The sequence below is a fragment of the Cellulosimicrobium sp. NPDC057127 genome (genome assembly GCF_042670945.1).
In the GTDB taxonomy this organism is placed as follows: domain Bacteria; phylum Actinomycetota; class Actinomycetes; order Actinomycetales; family Cellulomonadaceae; genus Cellulosimicrobium.
This window is the reverse complement of record NZ_JBHUUP010000007.1, coordinates 37,122-54,406: the sequence shown is the minus strand read 5'-3', so window position 1 is coordinate 54,406 and position 17,285 is coordinate 37,122. Positions and strand designations below refer to the sequence as shown.

The window sequence follows — 17,285 nt, the reverse complement described above, 5'->3', positions numbered from 1 at the left end:
GCGTGTCGCGCTGGTGAAGACCGCTGTGAGCCGCGAGCTAGACCTCCACCGTCACGCCGCGGGCCGCCGACTCGAGCGCGGCCTCCGCGACCTCGAGCGTCCGCAGCCCCTCGCGCATGGTGACGACATCGTGCCGCACACCGAGGACCGCGTCCCGGAACGCCTCGTGCTCGACGCGCAGGGGCTCGCGCTTCGGGAATGCGTACCGGACGACGTCGCCCTCGGACACCCCGCGAAACGTGCTGATCGCCTCCCACTCGGTGGCGATGTCACCGTTGGCGTAGAAGGTGAGGTCCGCGCTGCCCGTGTCGGCGACGAAGGCGCCGCGCTCGCCGGTGACGATCGTCACGCGCTCCTTCATGGGCGACAGCCAGTTGACGACGTGGTTGACGATCACCCCGTTCGCGAGCCGACCGGTGGCGATCACCATGTCCTCGTGCGGACGGCCGCTGCGGTGTGCCGTCTGCGCCGCGACGGATGTGTACGTGCTCTGCGCCACCCACGCCGTGAGATCGATGTCGTGAGTGCCGAGGTCCTTGACGACGCCCACGTCCGCGATGCGGGAGGGGAAAGGCCCCTGGCGACGGGTGGCGATCTGGTAGACCTCGCCCAGCTCGCCGGACTCCATCCGGCGGCGCAGCTCCTGCAGCGCAGGGTTGAAGCGCTCGATGTGCCCCACGCAGCCGACGAGCCCGGCACTCTCGAACGCCTCCGCGACCTTCCGTCCCGCCTCGCTCGTCGCCGCGATCGGCTTCTCGACGAGCGTGTGCACGCCAGCGGCGGCGAGCGCGAGGCCGACCTGCTCGTGATAGATCGTCGGGACCGCGACGACGGCCATGTCGATGCCGGCCCCGATCAGCGCGTCGACGTCAGGCAGGACCTCGAGGCCCCCCGATACGCCGAACGGGTCACCACCGGGGTCGGCTACGGCGACGAGCTCCACTCCCGGAGTCTCGCGCAGCACCCGGGCGTGGTGGCGCCCCATGGCGCCGAGTCCGATGAGTCCCGCACGCAGGTCCGCCATCACGCACCCGCCTTCACGACCGTGTTGACCGCGGAGACGATGCGGTCCAGGTCCTCCTGGCTCAGCGACGGGTGCACGGGCAGCGAGATCACCTCGCGCGCGGCCTTCTCGGTCTCCGGCAGATCGAGCCCCGGGGCGAACCGGGCGAGACTCTCCAGCCGGTGGTTGGGGATCGGGTAGTAGACGCCCGACCCGACCCCGTGCTCGTCGCGGAGCGCGGTCACGACGCGGTCGCGGTCCTCGGCGACGCGGATCGTGTACTGGTGGTAGACGTGGACCGCGTCGTCGGCCACGGGAGGCGTGACGACGCCCTCGAGGTGCTGCGAAAGGAACGCGGCGTTGCGCTGGCGGTCCTCGGTCCAGCCGTTCACCTTCGTGAGCTGCACGCGGCCGATGGCGGCATGGACGTCGGTCATGCGGGCGTTGAACCCGACCACCTCGTTGGCGTACTGGCGCTCCATGCCCTGGTTCCGCAAGAGCCGGACGTTGCGCGCGATCTCGTCCGTCGCGCACGCCACCATGCCGCCCTCGCCCGAGGTCATGTTCTTCGTGGGGTAGAGGCTGAACATCGCGAAGGTGCCGAACGCACCGACCGGCCGACCGCCGAGCGACGCGCCGTGCGCCTGCGCGGCGTCCTCGAACAGGAGCAGACCGTGCTCCTCGGCGATCTGCCCCAGCGCCGTCATGTCGGCAGGGTGCCCGTAGAGGTGCACCGGCATGATCGCCTTCGTGCGCTCCGTGATCGAGGCGCGCACCGCGTCGGGCGAGAGGCAGAAGTAGTCGGGCTCGATGTCGGCGAAGACAGGCGTCGCCCCGGTGAGGGCGACGGAGTTCGCGGTCGCGGCGAAGGTGAAGGACGGGACGATGACCTCGTCACCCGGACCGATGCCGGCAGCGAGGAGACCGAGATGCAGTCCGGAGGTGCCGGAGTTGACGGCGACACAGGTACGACCTCCGACGAGCACGTCGGCGAACTCCTGCTCGAACGTCGCGACCTCAGGGCCCTGTGCGATCATCCCGCTGCGCAGGACACGGTCGACCGCCGCCCGCTCGTCGTCCCCGACGATGGGCTTCGCCGCCGGGATCAGTGTCTGGCTCATTCCGCCGCAACCTCTCTGATGGTCTCGTCGTGCTCTTCGTACCGGGCGCCGGTGACCGGGCACACCCAGTGTGCGCCGTCCTGGCGAAGCGGCTGTCCCGCGCGGCCGACCCATCCGACCCGACGCGCCGGGACGCCGACGACGATCGCATGATCGGGCACGTCCTTGGTCACCACGGCGCCCGCTGCGACCGTCGCCCACGCGCCGATGGTGACCGGCGCCACGCACACGGCACGAGCTCCGATCGCCGCGCCCTCACCGATCGTCACCCCGACAGCGTGCCAGTCGTCGGCGCTCTTCAGGCTCCCGTCGGGATTGACGGCCCGAGGATAGGTGTCATTGGTCAGCACTGCGGCGGGACCGATGAACACCCCGTCGGCGAGCTCCGCGGGCTCGTAGACGAGCGCGTAGTTCTGGACCTTGCAGTGACGTCCCATCTGCACGCCGGTCCCGATGTACGCACCGCGCCCGACGACACAGCCCGGTCCCATGCTCACGCCCTCGCGCACCTGCGCGAGGTGCCAGATCTGACTGTCCTCGCCGATCGTCGCGTCCTCGGCGACGTCGGCGCTCGGCGCGATGCGCACACTCATGCGGACAGGTCTCCTCGCTGTCGGCGGCAGGTCAGCGGCTCGCTCGCGCGCGCCGGCACCCGCAAGGTTACCGGTCAAGATCAGGAGCCATCTCCGCCGCGGACCTGGACAGTGTCCCGGTGCTGCAAGAATGGCCGCATGCACTCATCGGACGTCGCGACGGAAGGTCGCGCGCCCATCCCGCTCCCCATGATCGAGGACGCCTGGCTCGTCGTCCCGCTCTACAACGAGGGCGCGGTCGTGGGTGACGTGATCGAGGAAGCCCTGCCGTTGTTCCCACACATCGTCTGCGTGGACGACGGGAGCACGGACGACTCGGCGGAACGCGCTCACGAGGCCGGGGCGACCGTGGTCCGCCACGCCGTCAACCTCGGCCAGGGCGCGGCCCTCCAGACCGGCATCGCTTTCGCTCGGGAACAACCCGGAGCCCGGTACGTCGTGACGTTCGACGCGGACGGCCAGCACCAGGTGGAGGACGCGGTCTCCATGGTCGAGCTCGCCCGCCGCGAGGACCTCGCCATCGTGTTCGGTTCACGCTTCCTCGACGACCGCACCAAACCCGGGCTGCTCAAGAGGCTCGTCCTGCGCGCTGCGGTGACGTTCACCAACTTGAGCACCGGACTCCGGCTCACGGACGCGCACAACGGGTTGCGCGTGATCAGGGTCGACGCCGCGCGAGAGCTCGAGCTGACTCAGGACCGGATGGCCCATGCGAGCGAGATCGTGCTCCAGCTCGGGCGCACCCGACTTCCCTGGCGGGAGCACCCCGTTCACGTGCTCTACACGGACTACTCCAAGAGCAAGGGGCAGTCGCTCTGGAACTCCGTCAACATCCTCGTCGACCTGATCTTCAAGTAGGCAGGACCACCATGCTGATCCAAATCATCCTTGTCACTGCGGTGGTCGTCGTGACGGTCCTGCTCACCCGGTCGACCGCGAACGCGCGGCACCAGGCGATCCGCCGCCTCCTGCTGGTGGCTTTCGTCGTGGCGGCCGTACTGGCGATCCTGTTCCCCGAGATCCTCTCGGTGGTGGCGAACGCCGTCGGGGTCGGGCGCGGCACCGACCTGCTGCTGTACGCGCTCGTCATCGCATTCGTCAGCTACATCGCGACGAGCCATCGCCGCGCGAACCAGCTCGCCCGGAAGATCACGGTCCTCACGCGCGAGCTCAGCCTCGCGGAAGCGAGGCTCGAGCGAGTCGACGACTCGGTCGTCCAGCTCGAGCGAGCGGACGGCGATGCGGCGGCGGCACCCTCGCCGGCGGCAGGCGGACATCCGGCTGCCGCCGAGGACCGCTGAGGTCCACACAACACCTCCACCCCACCGGACGAGCCCGCGCCCAGTCGCCGCCCACGCGCCACCTATGCTCGTTCTCCGTGACGTTCCGTTCCCGCGCCCAGGCTCGTAGCGCGGCCGCCGCCCGGCCCGCGCGCGGTCCTGCGCACGCCCGGAACCCGAGCACGCGCCGCGTGAGCCGCTCCGTCGGCCTCGTCGCCACGGCCGTCCTCGCTTTCGGCACCGTCGGCGGGGCCTCGGCGCTCACCGACATCCAGGGCAACATCGCGAGCGCGAACGTGGACGGACTGCTCGGGCACCGCCCCGCGCAGCCGACGCCCGACCCCGACGACCCGAACGCCGGCAAGCCGCTCAACGTCCTGGTCATGGGGTCGGACGCGCGTGGTGGCGACAACGGGCACGAGGTCGCCGGCGTCGAGGGCATGCGCTCGGACACGACGATCCTCGTGCACGTCTCAGCGGACCGGTCGCGCGTCGAGATGATCTCGATCCCGCGCGACTCGCGGGTGGACGTCCCGGGGTGCACGGTCACGGGAGGAGCGACGACCGCGCCCGCGAACACGCGGTTCAACACCGCGTTCGCCAACGGCGCGGTGGCCGGCGGCGACGTCGCCTCGGCCGCAGCCTGCACGATGAGGACCGTCGAGTACCTCACCGACGTGTACGTGGACGGTTTCGTCGTCGTCGACTTCGCCGGATTTCGGACCATGGTCGACGCCGTCGACGGCGTGCCGATCTGCATCCCGCAGGCCATCGACTCCCCCAAGGCCGACCTCCGGCTCGACGCAGGATGGCAGACGCTCGACGGGGCCCAGGCCCTCGGTTTCGCGCGCGCACGCTACGGGGTGGGGGACGGGTCCGACCTCAGCCGCATCGGTCGCCAGCAGCAGCTCCTCGCCGCTACGGTCAACCAGGTGCTGTCGAAGAACCTCCTGTCCGACCTCGGACAGGTCTACGGCTTCGTGGACGCGGGGACGCGGTCCTTGACGATGAGCGAGAACCTGGCGTCCATCCCCGACCTGGCCGGTCTCGCGTTCAGCCTCCGGGGTGCCTCGAGTGGCAACATCACCTTCATGACCGTCCCGAACGCACCGGACCCGCAGGACCCGGACGCCACGGTCGTGTGGACGGACGAGGCGGACGAGATGTGGCAGAAGGTGCGGGCCGACGAGCCGATCGTCGGACCGAGCGTCCCGGTGGAGGACCAGGCCGAGCCCGCCGGAGACGACGCGGGCGCCGGTTCCGACGACGGAACGAGCGTCGAGAGCCCGGAGGGCGACGGCACGACCGGCGCCGGGGCGACGGCTGAACCCGCGCCGGTCGAGACGAAAGCAGCCGGCGAGGAGGCCTTCTCCGCCGCCGACGAGACCGCTCGGTGCGGGTGACGCGATCATGACCGACTCCCGCCGCGACCCCCACGCCCTACCGCCGAGCTTCACACCCCAGGGCGGCCGAGGTGCGCGCCCGTCGCCCGACGACGCGATCTCCGTCGGCAACAGCAGCCGACGGTCGCCGTCGGGCACTCCGCGAGCGGACGACGCCGACGCCGTGCGGCCCGAACCTCGGATCCGTCGTCAGTCGTCGCGAGAGGTCCCCGCCGTGCCGTCGCGCCCTGGCACACCGCCCCCTGCTCCCCCGGTCCGCACGTCGCGTCGACGGGACGGAGCGCCCGGTACTCCTCCAGCCTCCGTCCCGCCCTCGCGGCAGCGACAGGTCCCGGCCCCGGACCAGAGGACGCCGAGGGCGTCCTCGTCGCCCCGCACCTCCGGCGCGGGCCCTGCCAGGGCGGCCGTGCCGGGGGCCGGGTCGCGCGCCGCGCGACCCGTGGGCGGTCGTCCCGCCGCAGGTCCGACCCGTGGTGGCGTCCGGGTCCGCAAGGGACGAGTCGCCGCGCTCGTCGCGGGCCTGGTGCTCGCCGCGGTGCTCGCGTGGCCGATCGGTCTGCTCATCTGGGCGAACGGGAAGCTGGAGCACGTCGAGGCGCTCTCCGGCGCACCCGGGACCCCCGGGACCACCTACCTGCTCGCCGGCTCGGACGCGCGCGGCGAGGGCATCAGCGAGGACGGGACGGAGGGCGCCCGCACGGACACGATCATGCTGCTCCACGCGCCCCCGAGCGGTCCGGCCGCGCTCATCAGCCTGCCCCGTGACACGTACGCCGAGATCCCGGACAACGGGCCCCACAAGCTCAACACCGCGTACTCGTGGGGTGGCGCACCCCTGCTCGTCCGAACCGTCGAAGGACTGACCGGGCTGACGGTGGACCACTACGTCGAGATCGGCTTCGGTGGCGTCGAGGGCATCGTCGACGCGATCGGCGGCGTGGAGCTGTGCTTGGACTACGACGTGAACGACCCCAAGAGCGAGCTCGTCTGGACCGCCGGGTGCCACGTCGCGGACGGGCATACGGCTCTCGCGTTCTCCCGCATGCGGTACTCCGACCCGAAGGGCGACATCGGGCGGGCGGAGCGGCAACGGCAGGTCATCGGCGCGATCAGCGCCAAGGCCGCCGACCCGGGCCTCCTGCTCCAGCCCGGTGACCAGGTCTCCCTCCTCGACGCGGGGATCGGGTCGCTCACCGTCGACGAGAGCACGGGGATCATCGACCTCGGTCGACTCGCGCTGGCGTTCCGCGCCGCCAACGGCCCGGACGGTGTCACGGGCACGCCACCGATCGGTAACCCGGACTACCGGCCGGGCAACATCGGGTCGACGGTGCAGCTCGACCCGGAACTCGCCCCGCAGTTCTGGTCGGACGTCCGCGACGGCAACCTGTCTCCCGGACCGGTTGGCGGCCTGCCGCAGCCCTGACCCTCGGCAGTCGCCCGGGTGCGCGGTCGGTCAGTCGCCCGAGCGCGAATCCCGCAGCCGCGCGCCCTTGGCGCGCGCCTGGTCGCCGAGGTCCTGCTGGAACGCGACCATCCGCTCGCGCAGGCTCGCGGCGGCGGCGTCGGTCCCCGACGCGAGGATGCGCGCGGCGAGCAGGCCGGCGTTGCGGGCGCCGCCGACGGACACGGTGGCGACGGGGACGCCGGCGGGCATCTGGACGATGGAGAGCAGCGAGTCCATGCCGTTGAGGTGCTTGAGCGGCACGGGGACGCCGATGACGGGCAGCGGGGTGACGGCGGCGAGCATGCCCGGCAGGTGGGCTGCTCCCCCGGCGCCGGCGACGACGACGCGGAGCCCGCGGTCGGCGGCGGTGCGGCCGTAGTCGATCATCTCGACGGGCATGCGGTGCGCGGAGACGACGTCGACCTCGACGGGCACGTCGAACTCGGCGAGGGCGTCGGCGGCGGCCTGCATGACGGGCCAGTCGGAGTCGGACCCCATGACGATGCCGACGATCGGGTTCTGGGTCACGGTCGCTGCTCCTGGTCGTGGGGTCGGGCGGGGGCCTCGCCGCGCAGGATGGCGGCGGCGGCGAGGGCGCGGCGTCGTACCTCGTCGAGGTCGTCGCCGCTGACGTTGACGTGCCCGAGCTTGCGGCCGGGGCGCACGTCCTTGCCGTACAGGTTCACCTTCGCGTCCGGGAAGGCCCCGAGCACGGTGGGCAGCGCTTCGGTGAGCTCGCCGAGGCTCGACCCGAGGACGTTCGCCATGACCGTCCAGGGCGCGGTCGCCGCCGTGTCGCCGAGCGGGAGGTCGAGGACCGCGCGCAGGTGCTGCTCGAACTGGCTCGTCACGGCGCCGTCGATGGTCCAGTGCCCGGAGTTGTGGGGGCGCATGGCGAGCTCGTTGACGAGGACGCGCGTGCCGTCCTCGCCGGGGCCGGCGGGGACCTCGAACATCTCGACCGCGAGGACGCCGGTCACACCCAGGCCCTCGGCGATGCGGACCGCGGCGTCCCGGGCGCGCTCCGCGTCGGCAGCCGAGAGCCCGGGCGCGGGGGCGACGACCTCGGCGCACACGCCGTCGCGCTGGATCGACTCCACGACGGGCCACGTGCGCACCTCGCCCCGGTCGTCCACGCCGCCGGAGGGACGGCGCGCGACGAGCACCGCGAGCTCGCGGGTGAACGGCACCTTCTCCTCGACGAGGAGGGCCGGGCCACCGGCGGCCGCGGTCTCGATCCACTCGGCGACCTGGTCCGCTCCGCCGCCGGCCGTGGACACGACGCGCACGCCCTTGCCGTCGTAGCCGCCGCGCGACGTCTTCACGACGGCCTCGCCCCCGGCCTCGGCGAGGAAGTCCTCGAGAGCCGCGCGCGCGGCGTCGGGCTCGGTGGGCAGCGCGGCCCAGCGGGGGCACGGCACGCCGAGGTCGGTGAGGCGGCGGCGCATGACGATCTTGTCCTGCGCGTGCACGAGCGCCTCGGGGCCGGGCCGGACCGGGGTGCCGTGCTCGAGGAGGTCGGTGAGCAGCCCGTTCGGGACGTGCTCGTGCTCGAACGTCAGCACGGCGGCGGCGTCCCCGTCGGGCGGCGCGATGAGCGAGCGGATCGCGCTCTCGTCGGACGCCGCGCCCACGGGGGCGTCCGCGACCACCTGGGCCGCCGACGTCCCGGGCGCCTCGACGAGCACGCGCAGGTGCACGCCGAGCTCTCCGGCCGCCGGGGCCATCATCCGTGCGAGCTGTCCGCCGCCGACCACCGCGATCACTGGTGCTGCCACGTGCACCCACCCTAGTGCCTGCCCGGCCGAGGCCCGCGCGGTGCCCGCCCGCTCGGCGACGGCCGAGAGGTGGCCGGTACGCTCGTCGGATGGCCCCCGTCCCGTCCGTGCCGCGCCAGCGGCTCGCCGACCGCGTGCGCGAGCTCGCGAAGTTCGGCTCGGTGGGCGCGGTCGCGTACGTCGTGGACCTGGGGCTGTTCAACCTGCTGAGCTTCGGTCCCGGGGAGCTGCTGGGCCACAAGCCGCTCACGGCCAAGGTGGTCTCGGTCGCGGTGGCGACCCTCGTCGCCTGGTTGGGCAACCGTCACTGGACGTTCGCCGCGCGCCGCACCGCGACGCGGGGGCGCGAGCTCGCGGCGTTCGTGGTGGTGAACGTCGGCGGCATGCTCGTCGCGGTCGCGTGCCTCGCGTTCTCGACGTACGTGCTGGGCCTCACGTCCCCGCTCGCGAAGAACGTGTCGGCGAACGTGGTGGGGCTCGCCCTCGGCACCGCGTTCCGGTACGTCGCCTACCGACGCCTGGTGTTCACCGGGACGCCCCCGCGGTACGAGACCGGCCCGGCCCCCGACGCCGACGCCGACGACGGCACCGACGACGCGCAGAGCCTGTCGCGGACCGACCGCTCTCCCGTCTGAGCGCGCTGCGGGCGGGCGTCAGCGCCGACGGCGCCGCCGTCGTCCCGCGGGCACGGCCGTGCCCATGGGGAGCACGACCCGGGGGTCGAGCCGGCGCGGCACGCCCGCGAGGAACAGCGCGAACACCACGGGTCTGCGCTGCGCGAGCTCGAGCCGCCCGCCGTCGGACGCGGCGAGGTCGCGCGCGAGCGCGAGACCGAGCCCGGTGCCGGCGCCGGACGTGACCTCGCGCTCGAAGATCCGCGGCGCGAGGTCGTCGGGCACCCCGGGGCCCTCGTCCGAGACCTCCGTGACGACGGCCCCGCTCGCGCCGGACGGGCGCGCGCGCACGGTCGTCGTGCCGCCGCCGTGCTTGAGCGAGTTCTCGATGAGGGTCGCGAGCACCTGGGCGAGCGCGCCGGGCGTCGCAAGCACCTGGCAGTGCGCGGGGATGTCGACGACGAGCCGTCGTCCGGCCTTCTCGAAGGTCGGCAGCCACTCCTCCTCCTGCTGGCGCACGACGTCGAGCAGGTCCACGGCCTCCGTCGTCCCGCCCTGAGAGCGCCGCGAGGCGGCGAGGAGGTCGTCGACGACCCCGACGAGCCGCTCCACCTGCTCGAGCGAGATCCGCGCCTCCTCCTGGACCGCGGGGTCGCCGGACGCGAGGGAGATCTCCTCCAGGCGCATGCTGAGCGCGGTGAGGGGCGTGCGGAGCTGGTGGGAGGCGTCGGCGGCGAACTGGCGCTCGGCGGCGAGCCGGCCGGCGAGGCGGTCGGAGCTGCGCGCGAGCTCGGCCGCCACGAGGTCGATCTCCTCGACGCCGGAGGGCTCGACGCGTGGCCGCACCTGTCCGGACCCGAGCTGCTCGGCCGACGCGGCGAGGTAGACGAGCGGCGCGGAGAGGCGGTTCGCCTGCCACACGGCCATGCCGATCCCGGCGGCGAACGCGACGACGGACGCCGCCACGACGAGGATGACGACCTGCGCGGCGGTCCAGTAGGCGGCCCAGTAAGAGACCGACATGTCCACGATCGCGCCCGTCTCGGACGTCGCCACCTTGCGGATCTCGCGGCCGGTCACGTCCTCGCCGGAGCGCAGCACCGTCCCGTCGGGCAGCTGGACGTAGACGGAGGCCGCGATGTCGGCGCCGGAGGACTGGACGGCGTCCTCGATGATGACGTCGGGGATCTCCTCGTCGGCCGCGAGCCGGCGGTCGATGCGCGTGGCGAGACGGTCGGCGCGCGCCTGCACCTCGTCGGCCTCGCCCTGCAGGACGAGCTGCGCCCCGAAGAAGGCGAGCGGGAACCCCAGCAGGATGACGGCGACGGCGACCGCCGCCACCGTCGCCTGCAGCATCCGCCGGCGCACGCTGCTTCTCGCCCCTCTCGACCCGGGCAGGTCAGCTCTCGCCGGTCTCGAACCGGAAGCCCAGCCCGCGGACCGTCGAGATGTAGCGCGGCGCGTTCGCGTCGTCGCCGAGCTTGCGGCGCAGCCACGACACGTGCATGTCGAGCGTCTTCGTCGAGCCGACGGGCTCGGACCCCCACACGTCGCGCATGAGCGCGTCGCGCACGACGACCGACCCGGCGCTCGCCACGAGCACCCGGAGGAGCTCGAACTCCTTCGTCGTCAGGTGCAGCTCGCGCTCGCCCTGGAACGCGCGGTGCGCGGAGACGTCGATGCGGACGTCCTGCGCGCCCAGGTCCTCCTCGTCGCCCGTCTCGCCGTGGCTGCGGCGCAGCAGCGCCCGCACCCGCGCGAGGAGCTCCGCGAGGCGGAACGGCTTGGTCACGTAGTCGTCCGCGCCGGCGTCCAGACCCACGACGAGGTCCACCTCGTCCGCGCGCGCGGTGAGCACGAGGACCGGCGTGGTGAGACCCTTGTGGCGGATCTCGCGCGCGACGTCGAGCCCGTCCATGTCCGGCAGCCCGAGATCGAGCACCACGATGTCCGCGACGTTCGCGGAGTCGATGGCCCCTTGACCAGTCCCTTGGACGACCACGTCGTAACCCTCACGAGTCAGCGCACGTGCCAAAGGTTCGGCAATCGCCGGGTCGTCCTCCGCTAGCAGTACGTGGGTCATTCGCTCATGCTAGGGCATCCGTACGACTTCGGGCCCATCGTGTCGCGGCCCGTCTGCGACCCTGGTCGGACGTCCCCACGACCGTGCCCTGCCTACCCTTGGGCGCATGGGGTGGTACGCACGGCTGGGACAGTGGTCCGACAGGCACCGGTTCGGCGTCGACCTCTCCGCCACGCTCGTCGTCGCGCTCGTGTTCGTCCCCGCGTCGGCCGCGTTCGCACCGAACGCCGGCGCACTCGACGCGAACCTCAGCGGTGGCTGGGGCGCGTTCTGGGCGGTCGCCGTCCTCGCCCCGCTGCCCTGGCGCCGGACGCTGCCCGTGACGTCGGCGGTCGCCGTCTTCGCCGCCGCGCTCGGCCACCTCCTCGCCGGGTACCTGCTCCTCATGCCCGCCGACTTCGCCGTGCTCGTCGCCCTGTACTCGGTCACCGTCCACGGCCCGCGCTGGGCGCACCGCACGGCGATCGTCTCCGCGCTCTTCGGCGCGCTCGTCTTCGGCGTCGCGCTCGGGCTCCAGACGGGCCGTCTCGCCGACCTCGCGATCACCGTCGCCTTCTCCTCGGCGTTCGGCGGCGTGACCTTCCTCGCGGTGTGGGCGTTCGGCCTCGCGCGACGGTCCCGGCGCGAGACCATCGCCGCGCTCGTCGACCGGGCGCAGCGGCTGGAGGTCGAGCGCGACCAGCAGGCGCGGATCGCGACCTCCGCCGAGCGGGCACGCATCGCCCGCGAGATGCACGACATCGTCGCCCACTCCCTGTCCGTGATCATCGCCCAGGCCGACGGCGGCCGGTACGCGGCCTCGGCGGACCCGGCGGCGGCGCAGCGCGCGCTCGCGACCGTGTCCGAGACGGGGCGTACCGCGCTGGCGGACATGCGCCGCCTACTCGGCGTCCTGCGGTCGGACGCCGCCCGTCCGGCCGGTCCGTCGGCCGGTCCACCGGCAGGGACGCCTGGTGCCCCCGCGCTGCCCGCCGGCCCGGTCGGGCACGGCTCACAGGGTGCCGCGGCCCCCGTCGTCGGCGCGTCGACCGTGCCTGCCGCCCTGGAACGCACCCCGCAGCCCGACACGGCCGACATCGAGCAGCTCGTCGCCCAGGTGCGCGACAGCGGGCTGCGGGTCTCGCTCGTGCGGGTCGGGCAGCAGCGCACGCTCCCGCCCGGCGCGGGCCTGACGGTGTACCGGGTGTGCCAGGAAGCGCTGACGAACGTCCTCAAGCACGCGGGCCCGGACCCGACGGTCACGGTCCTGGTCCGGTGGGGCGCGACGTCGCTCGACCTCGAGGTGGAGGACGACGGGCGCGGCGCGTCGGCCGGCGCGACGCAGTCCGAGCCCTCCGGCTTCGGCCTGCTCGGCATGCGTGAGCGCGCCGCGCTCTTCGGCGGCACCGTGAGCGTCGGCCCGCGCCGGGGCGGCGGGTTCCGCGTGCACCTGACTCTCCCCGTCCCGGCGGCGTCGCCCCCTGCGCCGTCGTCGCACCTCGTGCCGCCCCCGCCGCCGCCACCACCGACCCGACCTCTCGCACCGACCGACAGGACACCATGACCGACGCCGCCGCCCTCCCCTCGCACCCGCTCGCCACCGCCGCCCCGGACGACCCCGTCCGCATCGCCCTCGTCGACGACCAGCAGCTCGTGCGGGCGGGTTTCCGGATGGTCATCGACTCCCAGCCGGACCTCGAGGTCGCCGTCGAGGCCGGTGACGGCCTGCAGGCGCTCCGGCTGCTGGCGGACCACGCGGTCGACGTCGTGCTCATGGACGTGCGCATGCCGAACCTCGACGGCCTGCAGACCACCGCACGCCTCACGGCCGCGGCCGCGGACGGCGCGCACGCGCCCAAGGTGATCGTCCTGACGACGTTCGACCTCGACGAGTACGTGCTCGAGGCCATCCGGTCGGGCGCGAGCGGCTTCCTGCTCAAGGACGCACCGCCGGAGGAGATGCTGGCCGCGATCCGCACGGTGCACCGCGGGGACGCCGTCATCGCGCCGTCGTCCACCCGGCGGCTCCTGGAGCACCTCGTCACCGCCCTGCCGGTCGAGCACGTCGCGGACTCGCCCGCGCACGCCGCCGTCGAGGGCCTCACGGAGCGCGAGCGCGAGGTGCTCGTGCTCATGGCGCGGGGACGATCCAACACCGAGATCGCGGCGGAGCTCTTCGTCGCCGAGGCGACGGTCAAGACCCACGTCGGGCGGATCCTCGCCAAGCTCGGCGCGCGCGACCGCGTGCAGGCCGTCGTGACGGCGTACGAGACCGGCCTGGTGCGACCGGGCTCCTGACCCGGCGGCGGGGCACGGCGCCTCACCTGGTCTGATGCCACGGTCCGCAGGCGTACGACCACGGGATGACCCGACGTCGTCGGGGACCACACCGCCGCCGGACGCGGCCGCCCGGGCGTGGTCCGTAGCGTCGTGGACGATCACCCCGGGCACCGCCCGGGGGCACCGACACCGCGACGACGACCAGGAGAAGACGTGGACACGAGCGTGTACCGACCCACCGAGCCCGCACCCGACGGCGGCCCCGGCACCGGGACGGCCGGCCCGCCCGCCGTGCGCGCCCGCGCGCTGCGCAAGACCTACGGCACGGGCGAGGCCGCGGTGCACGCGCTGGACGGCGTGGACGTGGACTTCGCGCGCGGTCACTTCACCGCGATCATGGGGCCCTCCGGATCGGGCAAGTCCACGCTGATGCACCTGCTCGCGGGCCTCGACTCGGCGACGAGCGGGCACGCGTTCATCGGCGACACCGACGTCACGCGCCTGGACGACAACGCGCTGACCCAGCTGCGCCGCGACCGCGTCGGCTTCGTGTTCCAGTCGTTCAACCTCCTGCCGATGTTCACGGCGGAGCAGAACATCACCCTGCCGGTCGAGCTCGCGGGCGGCACCGTCGACAGGGCGTGGCTCGACACGCTCGTGACCACGCTCGGCCTCCAGCAGCGCCTCACGCACCGCCCGAGCGAGCTCTCCGGCGGGCAGCAGCAGCGCGTCGCGATCGCGCGCGCGCTCATCGCCGCCCCGGAGGTCGTCTTCGCCGACGAGCCGACGGGCAACCTCGACTCGCGGTCCGGCGCGGAGGTGCTGAGCTTCCTGCGCCGCAGCGTCCGCGAGCTCGGCCGCACGATCATCATGGTCACGCACGACCCGGGCGCCGCGGCGTACGCGGACCGCGTCGTGCTCATCGCCGACGGGCGCATCGCGGGCGACATCGCCGACCCGACGCCCGAGTCCGTCCTCGCGGGCCTCGACGCGCTCCGCACGCTCGACGTGGCCGACGGCGCGGCGGCGGCCGGTGCGGGCACCGGGGCGGTGCGCGCCTGATGCTCCGCCTCACCCTGGCGCAGATGCGCCGCAGCATCGGCCGTCTCGTGGCGGCCGGCGTCGCGATCGTCATCGGGACGGCCTTCGTCGCGGCGACGCTCATCGCGGGCAACGTCATCACGCAGACCACCAACGACTCGATCGCGGCGCAGTACGCGGACGCCGACCTCGTCGTCTCCGCGCCCGGCGACCTCACCGACGCGGACGTCGAGGCGCTCTCGGGCGTCGACGGCGTCGAGGCGCTCGAGCCGGTCCACCTGACCTACCTCGACCTGCAGAACGGCGCGAGGCGCGTCTTCCAGATGGGCATCCCCACGCCGTCGGACCCGCGCTTCGAGGCGCTCGACGTGGTGGAGGGCTCGCTCCCGAGCTCGACCGGCCAGATCGCACTCCCCGAGGACGTCGCCGAGCGCCTCGGCGTCGCCGTCGGCGACACGGTGACGAGCTCGCGCCCCGTCTGGGACGCCGACGCTCCGGATGGCGGGATGTACGAGGAGGTCCGCGACGAGCTGACGGTCGTCGGGACCACCGACGACCCCTTCGGCGCGTACGCGCAGATGGGCGGGGCCGCGGTCGTCGCGCCCGAGGACCTCGCCACCTGGCAGGAGGCCGAGGCCGGCCCGGACGGCGTGGCCCGCTACTACTCCGCCGCGATGATCGGGCTCGCCCCCGGCACCGACCTGGAGACCGCGCGGACCGCGCTGCTCGCCCAGGCCCCGGACGACGCCCAGGCCGAGACCCCCGACGAGCACGCGCAGGACGTCGCCCGTCAGCTCACGGGCGACCGCGACGTGTTCACGTTCGTCATCCTCGGGTTCGCCGCCGTCGCGCTCCTCGTGGCCGCGCTCGTCATCGCCAACACCTTCCAGGTGCTCGTCGCCCAGCGCACGCGCACCCTCGCCCTCCTGCGCGCCGTCGGCGCGAACAAGCGCCAGCTCGCCCGGTCGGTGCTCACCGAGGCGACCATCCTCGGCGTCGTGTCGTCCGTCGGCGGCATCGTGCTGGGCGGGCTGCTCACGCAGGTCGCCCTCCTCGTCGCCCGCGGCGCCGACCTCGGGGTGCCGGTCCCCGCGACGATCACGGTGACGCCCGCCGTCGTGCTCGTGCCGCTGCTCGTCGGCACGGCGGTGACGGTCGTCGCCTCGCTCGCGCCGGCCCGGGCCGCGACCCGTGTCGCGCCGCTCGAGGCGCTGCGGCCGACGGACGCACCCACCACGGCGCGCGGCGGGGGCCGGTTCCGGCTCGTCGTCTCGTCGCTGCTCACGCTCGGCGGTCTCGCGGTGCTCGCCGGGGGCGTCGCGCTCGGGTACGCGGGCAGCCCGGAGGCGGGCATCCTCGTCGGCGTCGCGGGCGGCGCGCTGTCCTTCGTGGGCATCCTCGTGGGTGCCGTGTTCTGGCTGCCGAAGGTCGTCGGCCTCGTCGGGCGCCTGCTCGCGGGCACCGGGTCGACGGCGCGCCTCGCCACCGCGAACACGCTCCGCAACCCGCGGCGCACCACGGCCACGAGCACGGCCCTGCTCATCGGGGTCACGCTCGTCGCGATGATGTCGACCGGCGCCGCGAGCGCCCGGTCGAGCCTCGACTCGGCGCTCGACGACCAGTACCCGGTCGACGTGCTCGTCGCGACGGACCTCTACGGCGCGTCGGGCGACGCCGTGCCGGACGCGGCGGTGCGCGCCCTGTCCGGGGTCGACGGCGTGGCGCGGATCGTCGAGCTGTCGGGCACGGTCGTCGAGCTGCCGGACGGCGACGTCGTCGACGTGCACGGCGTGCACCCGGACCAGGCGCGCGACGTCGTGCGGTCGCCCGAGGGTCTCGAGCCGTTCGGCGAGGGCACCGTCATGGTCCCGGAGTCCGCCACGGAGTTCTACGGCGTGTCCGACGGCGACCGGATCGCGCTCACCGGCCCGGACGGCGACACCCTCGAGCTCACGGCCCGTGTCGGCGCCGTCGGCGGTGGCTGGCTCATGACCACCGCGGACGTGCAGGCCCTCGACCCGGAGGCGGTCGTGTCCCGGCTGTGGGTGGGGCTCGACGACCCGCAGCAGGCCACCACGGTCGTGCCGGCGCTGCAGGACTCGATCGTCGAGACCGAGGTCCCCGTCGAGGTCGCGGGCGCCGCCGTCGAGCGCGCGATGATGCAGAACGTCATCGACACCGTGCTGGGCGTCATCGTGGGCCTGCTCGCGGTGGCCGTCGTCATCGCCCTGATCGGCGTGGCGAACACGCTGTCCCTGTCCGTCATCGAGCGGCGACGGGAGTCCGCGACGCTCCGCGCGATCGGGCTCAGCCGTCGGCAGCTGCGGTGGATGCTCGCGGTCGAGGGCATGCTCATCGCGGGGGTGGGCGCGCTGCTCGGCATCGTGCTCGGCCTGGTGTACGGGTGGGCCGGGTCGGCCGCCGCCCTGAGCGTCATGGGCGACGTGTCGCTCACCGTGCCGTGGCGCGACGTCGTGCTCGTGCTCGCCGTCGCGCTCGTGGCGGGGCTCGTGGCGTCCGTGGTCCCGGGCCGGACGGCGGCGCGCACCTCTCCCGTGGCGGCGCTCGCCGTGGACTGAGGTCGGCGGCAGCCGGCGGTACCAGCCGCGCCGCGTGCGCCCCTGTGGACGGTCGTCCACAGGGGCGCACGTGCGTGCTGCGCG

The 17,285-nt window shown here is 73.6% G+C and carries 16 protein-coding genes; 9 read left to right on the top strand and 7 right to left on the bottom strand.

What is annotated here, in order from left to right; genetic code table 11:
* Positions 1 to 37: 37 nt before the first annotated feature.
* Genes ACFTZA_RS08830 through ACFTZA_RS08820 form a run of 3 tightly spaced genes read right to left on the bottom strand, consistent with a single transcriptional unit; the run spans position 38 to position 2,717 of the window.
* Positions 38 to 1,024 carry a Gfo/Idh/MocA family oxidoreductase gene (locus ACFTZA_RS08830; protein ID WP_378193276.1) on the bottom strand — a complete coding sequence of 329 codons (987 nt, stop codon included), beginning with the start codon at positions 1,022 to 1,024 and terminating at the stop codon, positions 38 to 40.
* A complete protein-coding gene (locus tag ACFTZA_RS08825) occupies positions 1,024 to 2,124 on the bottom strand; it encodes a DegT/DnrJ/EryC1/StrS family aminotransferase (protein ID WP_378192944.1) in 1,101 nt (366 codons plus the stop codon). The genes ACFTZA_RS08830 and ACFTZA_RS08825 overlap by 1 nt, the downstream gene beginning before the upstream one ends.
* Complete coding sequence (locus tag ACFTZA_RS08820) at positions 2,121 to 2,717, bottom strand: acyltransferase (RefSeq protein ID WP_378192942.1); 597 nt, start codon at positions 2,715 to 2,717, stop codon at positions 2,121 to 2,123. Before ACFTZA_RS08820 ends, ACFTZA_RS08825 begins: the two co-directional genes overlap by 4 nt.
* Positions 2,718 to 2,855: 138 nt before the next feature.
* Between ACFTZA_RS08820 and ACFTZA_RS08815 the strand changes: the two genes are divergently transcribed.
* The 4 genes from ACFTZA_RS08815 (at position 2,856) to ACFTZA_RS08800 (ending at position 6,826) form a co-directional block, all read left to right on the top strand.
* Positions 2,856 to 3,575 carry a glycosyltransferase family 2 protein gene (locus ACFTZA_RS08815; RefSeq protein WP_378192940.1) on the top strand — a complete coding sequence of 240 codons (720 nt, stop codon included), beginning with the start codon at positions 2,856 to 2,858 and terminating at the stop codon, positions 3,573 to 3,575.
* Positions 3,576 to 3,625: 50 nt separating this feature from the next.
* Positions 3,626 to 4,018: a DUF2304 domain-containing protein gene (locus ACFTZA_RS08810; protein ID WP_378192937.1), complete on the top strand. Its 393-nt coding sequence runs from the start codon at positions 3,626 to 3,628 to the stop codon at positions 4,016 to 4,018.
* 170 nt (positions 4,019 to 4,188) lie between these two features.
* Positions 4,189 to 5,400, top strand: coding sequence for an LCP family protein (locus ACFTZA_RS08805; RefSeq protein ID WP_378192935.1), 1,212 nt, complete (start codon positions 4,189 to 4,191; stop codon positions 5,398 to 5,400).
* Between the two features lie 439 nt (positions 5,401 to 5,839).
* Entirely contained in the window at positions 5,840 to 6,826 is a 987-nt protein-coding gene (locus ACFTZA_RS08800) for an LCP family protein (protein WP_378192933.1), read from the top strand.
* Positions 6,827 to 6,856: 30 nt separating this feature from the next.
* On the opposite strand, the gene purE is transcribed toward ACFTZA_RS08800, so the two are convergent.
* The gene (gene purE, locus ACFTZA_RS08795) at positions 6,857 to 7,345 is read right to left on the bottom strand and encodes a 5-(carboxyamino)imidazole ribonucleotide mutase (RefSeq protein ID WP_378193273.1); all 489 of its coding nucleotides are present in this window, start codon (positions 7,343 to 7,345) and stop codon (positions 6,857 to 6,859) included.
* Positions 7,346 to 7,371: 26 nt separating this feature from the next.
* Positions 7,372 to 8,625, bottom strand: a complete 1,254-nt coding sequence (locus ACFTZA_RS08790; protein WP_378192931.1) for a 5-(carboxyamino)imidazole ribonucleotide synthase — start codon at positions 8,623 to 8,625, stop codon at positions 7,372 to 7,374.
* Positions 8,626 to 8,714: 89 nt separating this feature from the next.
* On the opposite strand from ACFTZA_RS08790, the gene ACFTZA_RS08785 reads away from it, so the two are divergent.
* Entirely contained in the window at positions 8,715 to 9,260 is a 546-nt protein-coding gene (locus ACFTZA_RS08785) for a GtrA family protein (RefSeq protein WP_378192929.1), read from the top strand.
* Between the two features lie 18 nt (positions 9,261 to 9,278).
* Here ACFTZA_RS08785 and ACFTZA_RS08780 read toward each other — a convergent pair whose 3' ends face one another.
* Entirely contained in the window at positions 9,279 to 10,607 is a 1,329-nt protein-coding gene (locus tag ACFTZA_RS08780; RefSeq protein WP_378192927.1) for an ATP-binding protein, read from the bottom strand.
* A gap of 31 nt (positions 10,608 to 10,638) precedes the next feature.
* Positions 10,639 to 11,322, bottom strand: a complete 684-nt coding sequence (locus ACFTZA_RS08775) for a response regulator transcription factor (RefSeq protein ID WP_378192925.1) — start codon at positions 11,320 to 11,322, stop codon at positions 10,639 to 10,641.
* Between the two features lie 106 nt (positions 11,323 to 11,428).
* Between ACFTZA_RS08775 and ACFTZA_RS08770 the strand changes: the two genes are divergently transcribed.
* From ACFTZA_RS08770 to ACFTZA_RS08755, 4 genes are all read left to right on the top strand, one after another.
* The gene (locus ACFTZA_RS08770) at positions 11,429 to 12,865 is read left to right on the top strand and encodes a sensor histidine kinase (protein ID WP_378192922.1); all 1,437 of its coding nucleotides are present in this window, start codon (positions 11,429 to 11,431) and stop codon (positions 12,863 to 12,865) included.
* Positions 12,862 to 13,599, top strand: coding sequence for a response regulator (locus ACFTZA_RS08765; protein WP_378192920.1), 738 nt, complete (start codon positions 12,862 to 12,864; stop codon positions 13,597 to 13,599). The genes ACFTZA_RS08770 and ACFTZA_RS08765 overlap by 4 nt, the downstream gene beginning before the upstream one ends.
* 195 nt (positions 13,600 to 13,794) lie before the next feature.
* Positions 13,795 to 14,643, top strand: a complete 849-nt coding sequence (locus ACFTZA_RS08760; protein WP_378192918.1) for an ABC transporter ATP-binding protein — start codon at positions 13,795 to 13,797, stop codon at positions 14,641 to 14,643.
* A complete protein-coding gene (locus ACFTZA_RS08755) occupies positions 14,643 to 17,201 on the top strand; it encodes an ABC transporter permease (RefSeq protein WP_378192916.1) in 2,559 nt (852 codons plus the stop codon). Before ACFTZA_RS08760 ends, ACFTZA_RS08755 begins: the two co-directional genes overlap by 1 nt.
* Positions 17,202 to 17,285: the final 84 nt, after the last annotated feature.

What these genes read in the sequence shown, in the direction of transcription:
- ACFTZA_RS08830 (WP_378193276.1), bottom strand. Translation starts at nt 1,024, where the DNA reads ATGGCGGACCTGCGTGCGGGACTCATCGGACTCGGCGCCATGGGGCGC.
- ACFTZA_RS08825 (WP_378192944.1), bottom strand. Translation starts at nt 2,124, where the DNA reads ATGAGCCAGACACTGATCCCGGCGGCGAAGCCCATCGTCGGGGACGAC.
- ACFTZA_RS08820 (WP_378192942.1), bottom strand. Translation starts at nt 2,717, where the DNA reads ATGAGTGTGCGCATCGCGCCGAGCGCCGACGTCGCCGAGGACGCGACG.
- ACFTZA_RS08815 (WP_378192940.1), top strand. Translation starts at nt 2,856, where the DNA reads ATGCACTCATCGGACGTCGCGACGGAAGGTCGCGCGCCCATCCCGCTC.
- purE (WP_378193273.1), bottom strand. Translation starts at nt 7,345, where the DNA reads ATGGGGTCCGACTCCGACTGGCCCGTCATGCAGGCCGCCGCCGACGCC.
- ACFTZA_RS08785 (WP_378192929.1), top strand. Translation starts at nt 8,715, where the DNA reads ATGGCCCCCGTCCCGTCCGTGCCGCGCCAGCGGCTCGCCGACCGCGTG.
- ACFTZA_RS08775 (WP_378192925.1), bottom strand. Translation starts at nt 11,322, where the DNA reads ATGACCCACGTACTGCTAGCGGAGGACGACCCGGCGATTGCCGAACCT.
- ACFTZA_RS08770 (WP_378192922.1), top strand. Translation starts at nt 11,429, where the DNA reads ATGGGGTGGTACGCACGGCTGGGACAGTGGTCCGACAGGCACCGGTTC.
- ACFTZA_RS08765 (WP_378192920.1), top strand. Translation starts at nt 12,862, where the DNA reads ATGACCGACGCCGCCGCCCTCCCCTCGCACCCGCTCGCCACCGCCGCC.
- ACFTZA_RS08755 (WP_378192916.1), top strand. Translation starts at nt 14,643, where the DNA reads ATGCTCCGCCTCACCCTGGCGCAGATGCGCCGCAGCATCGGCCGTCTC.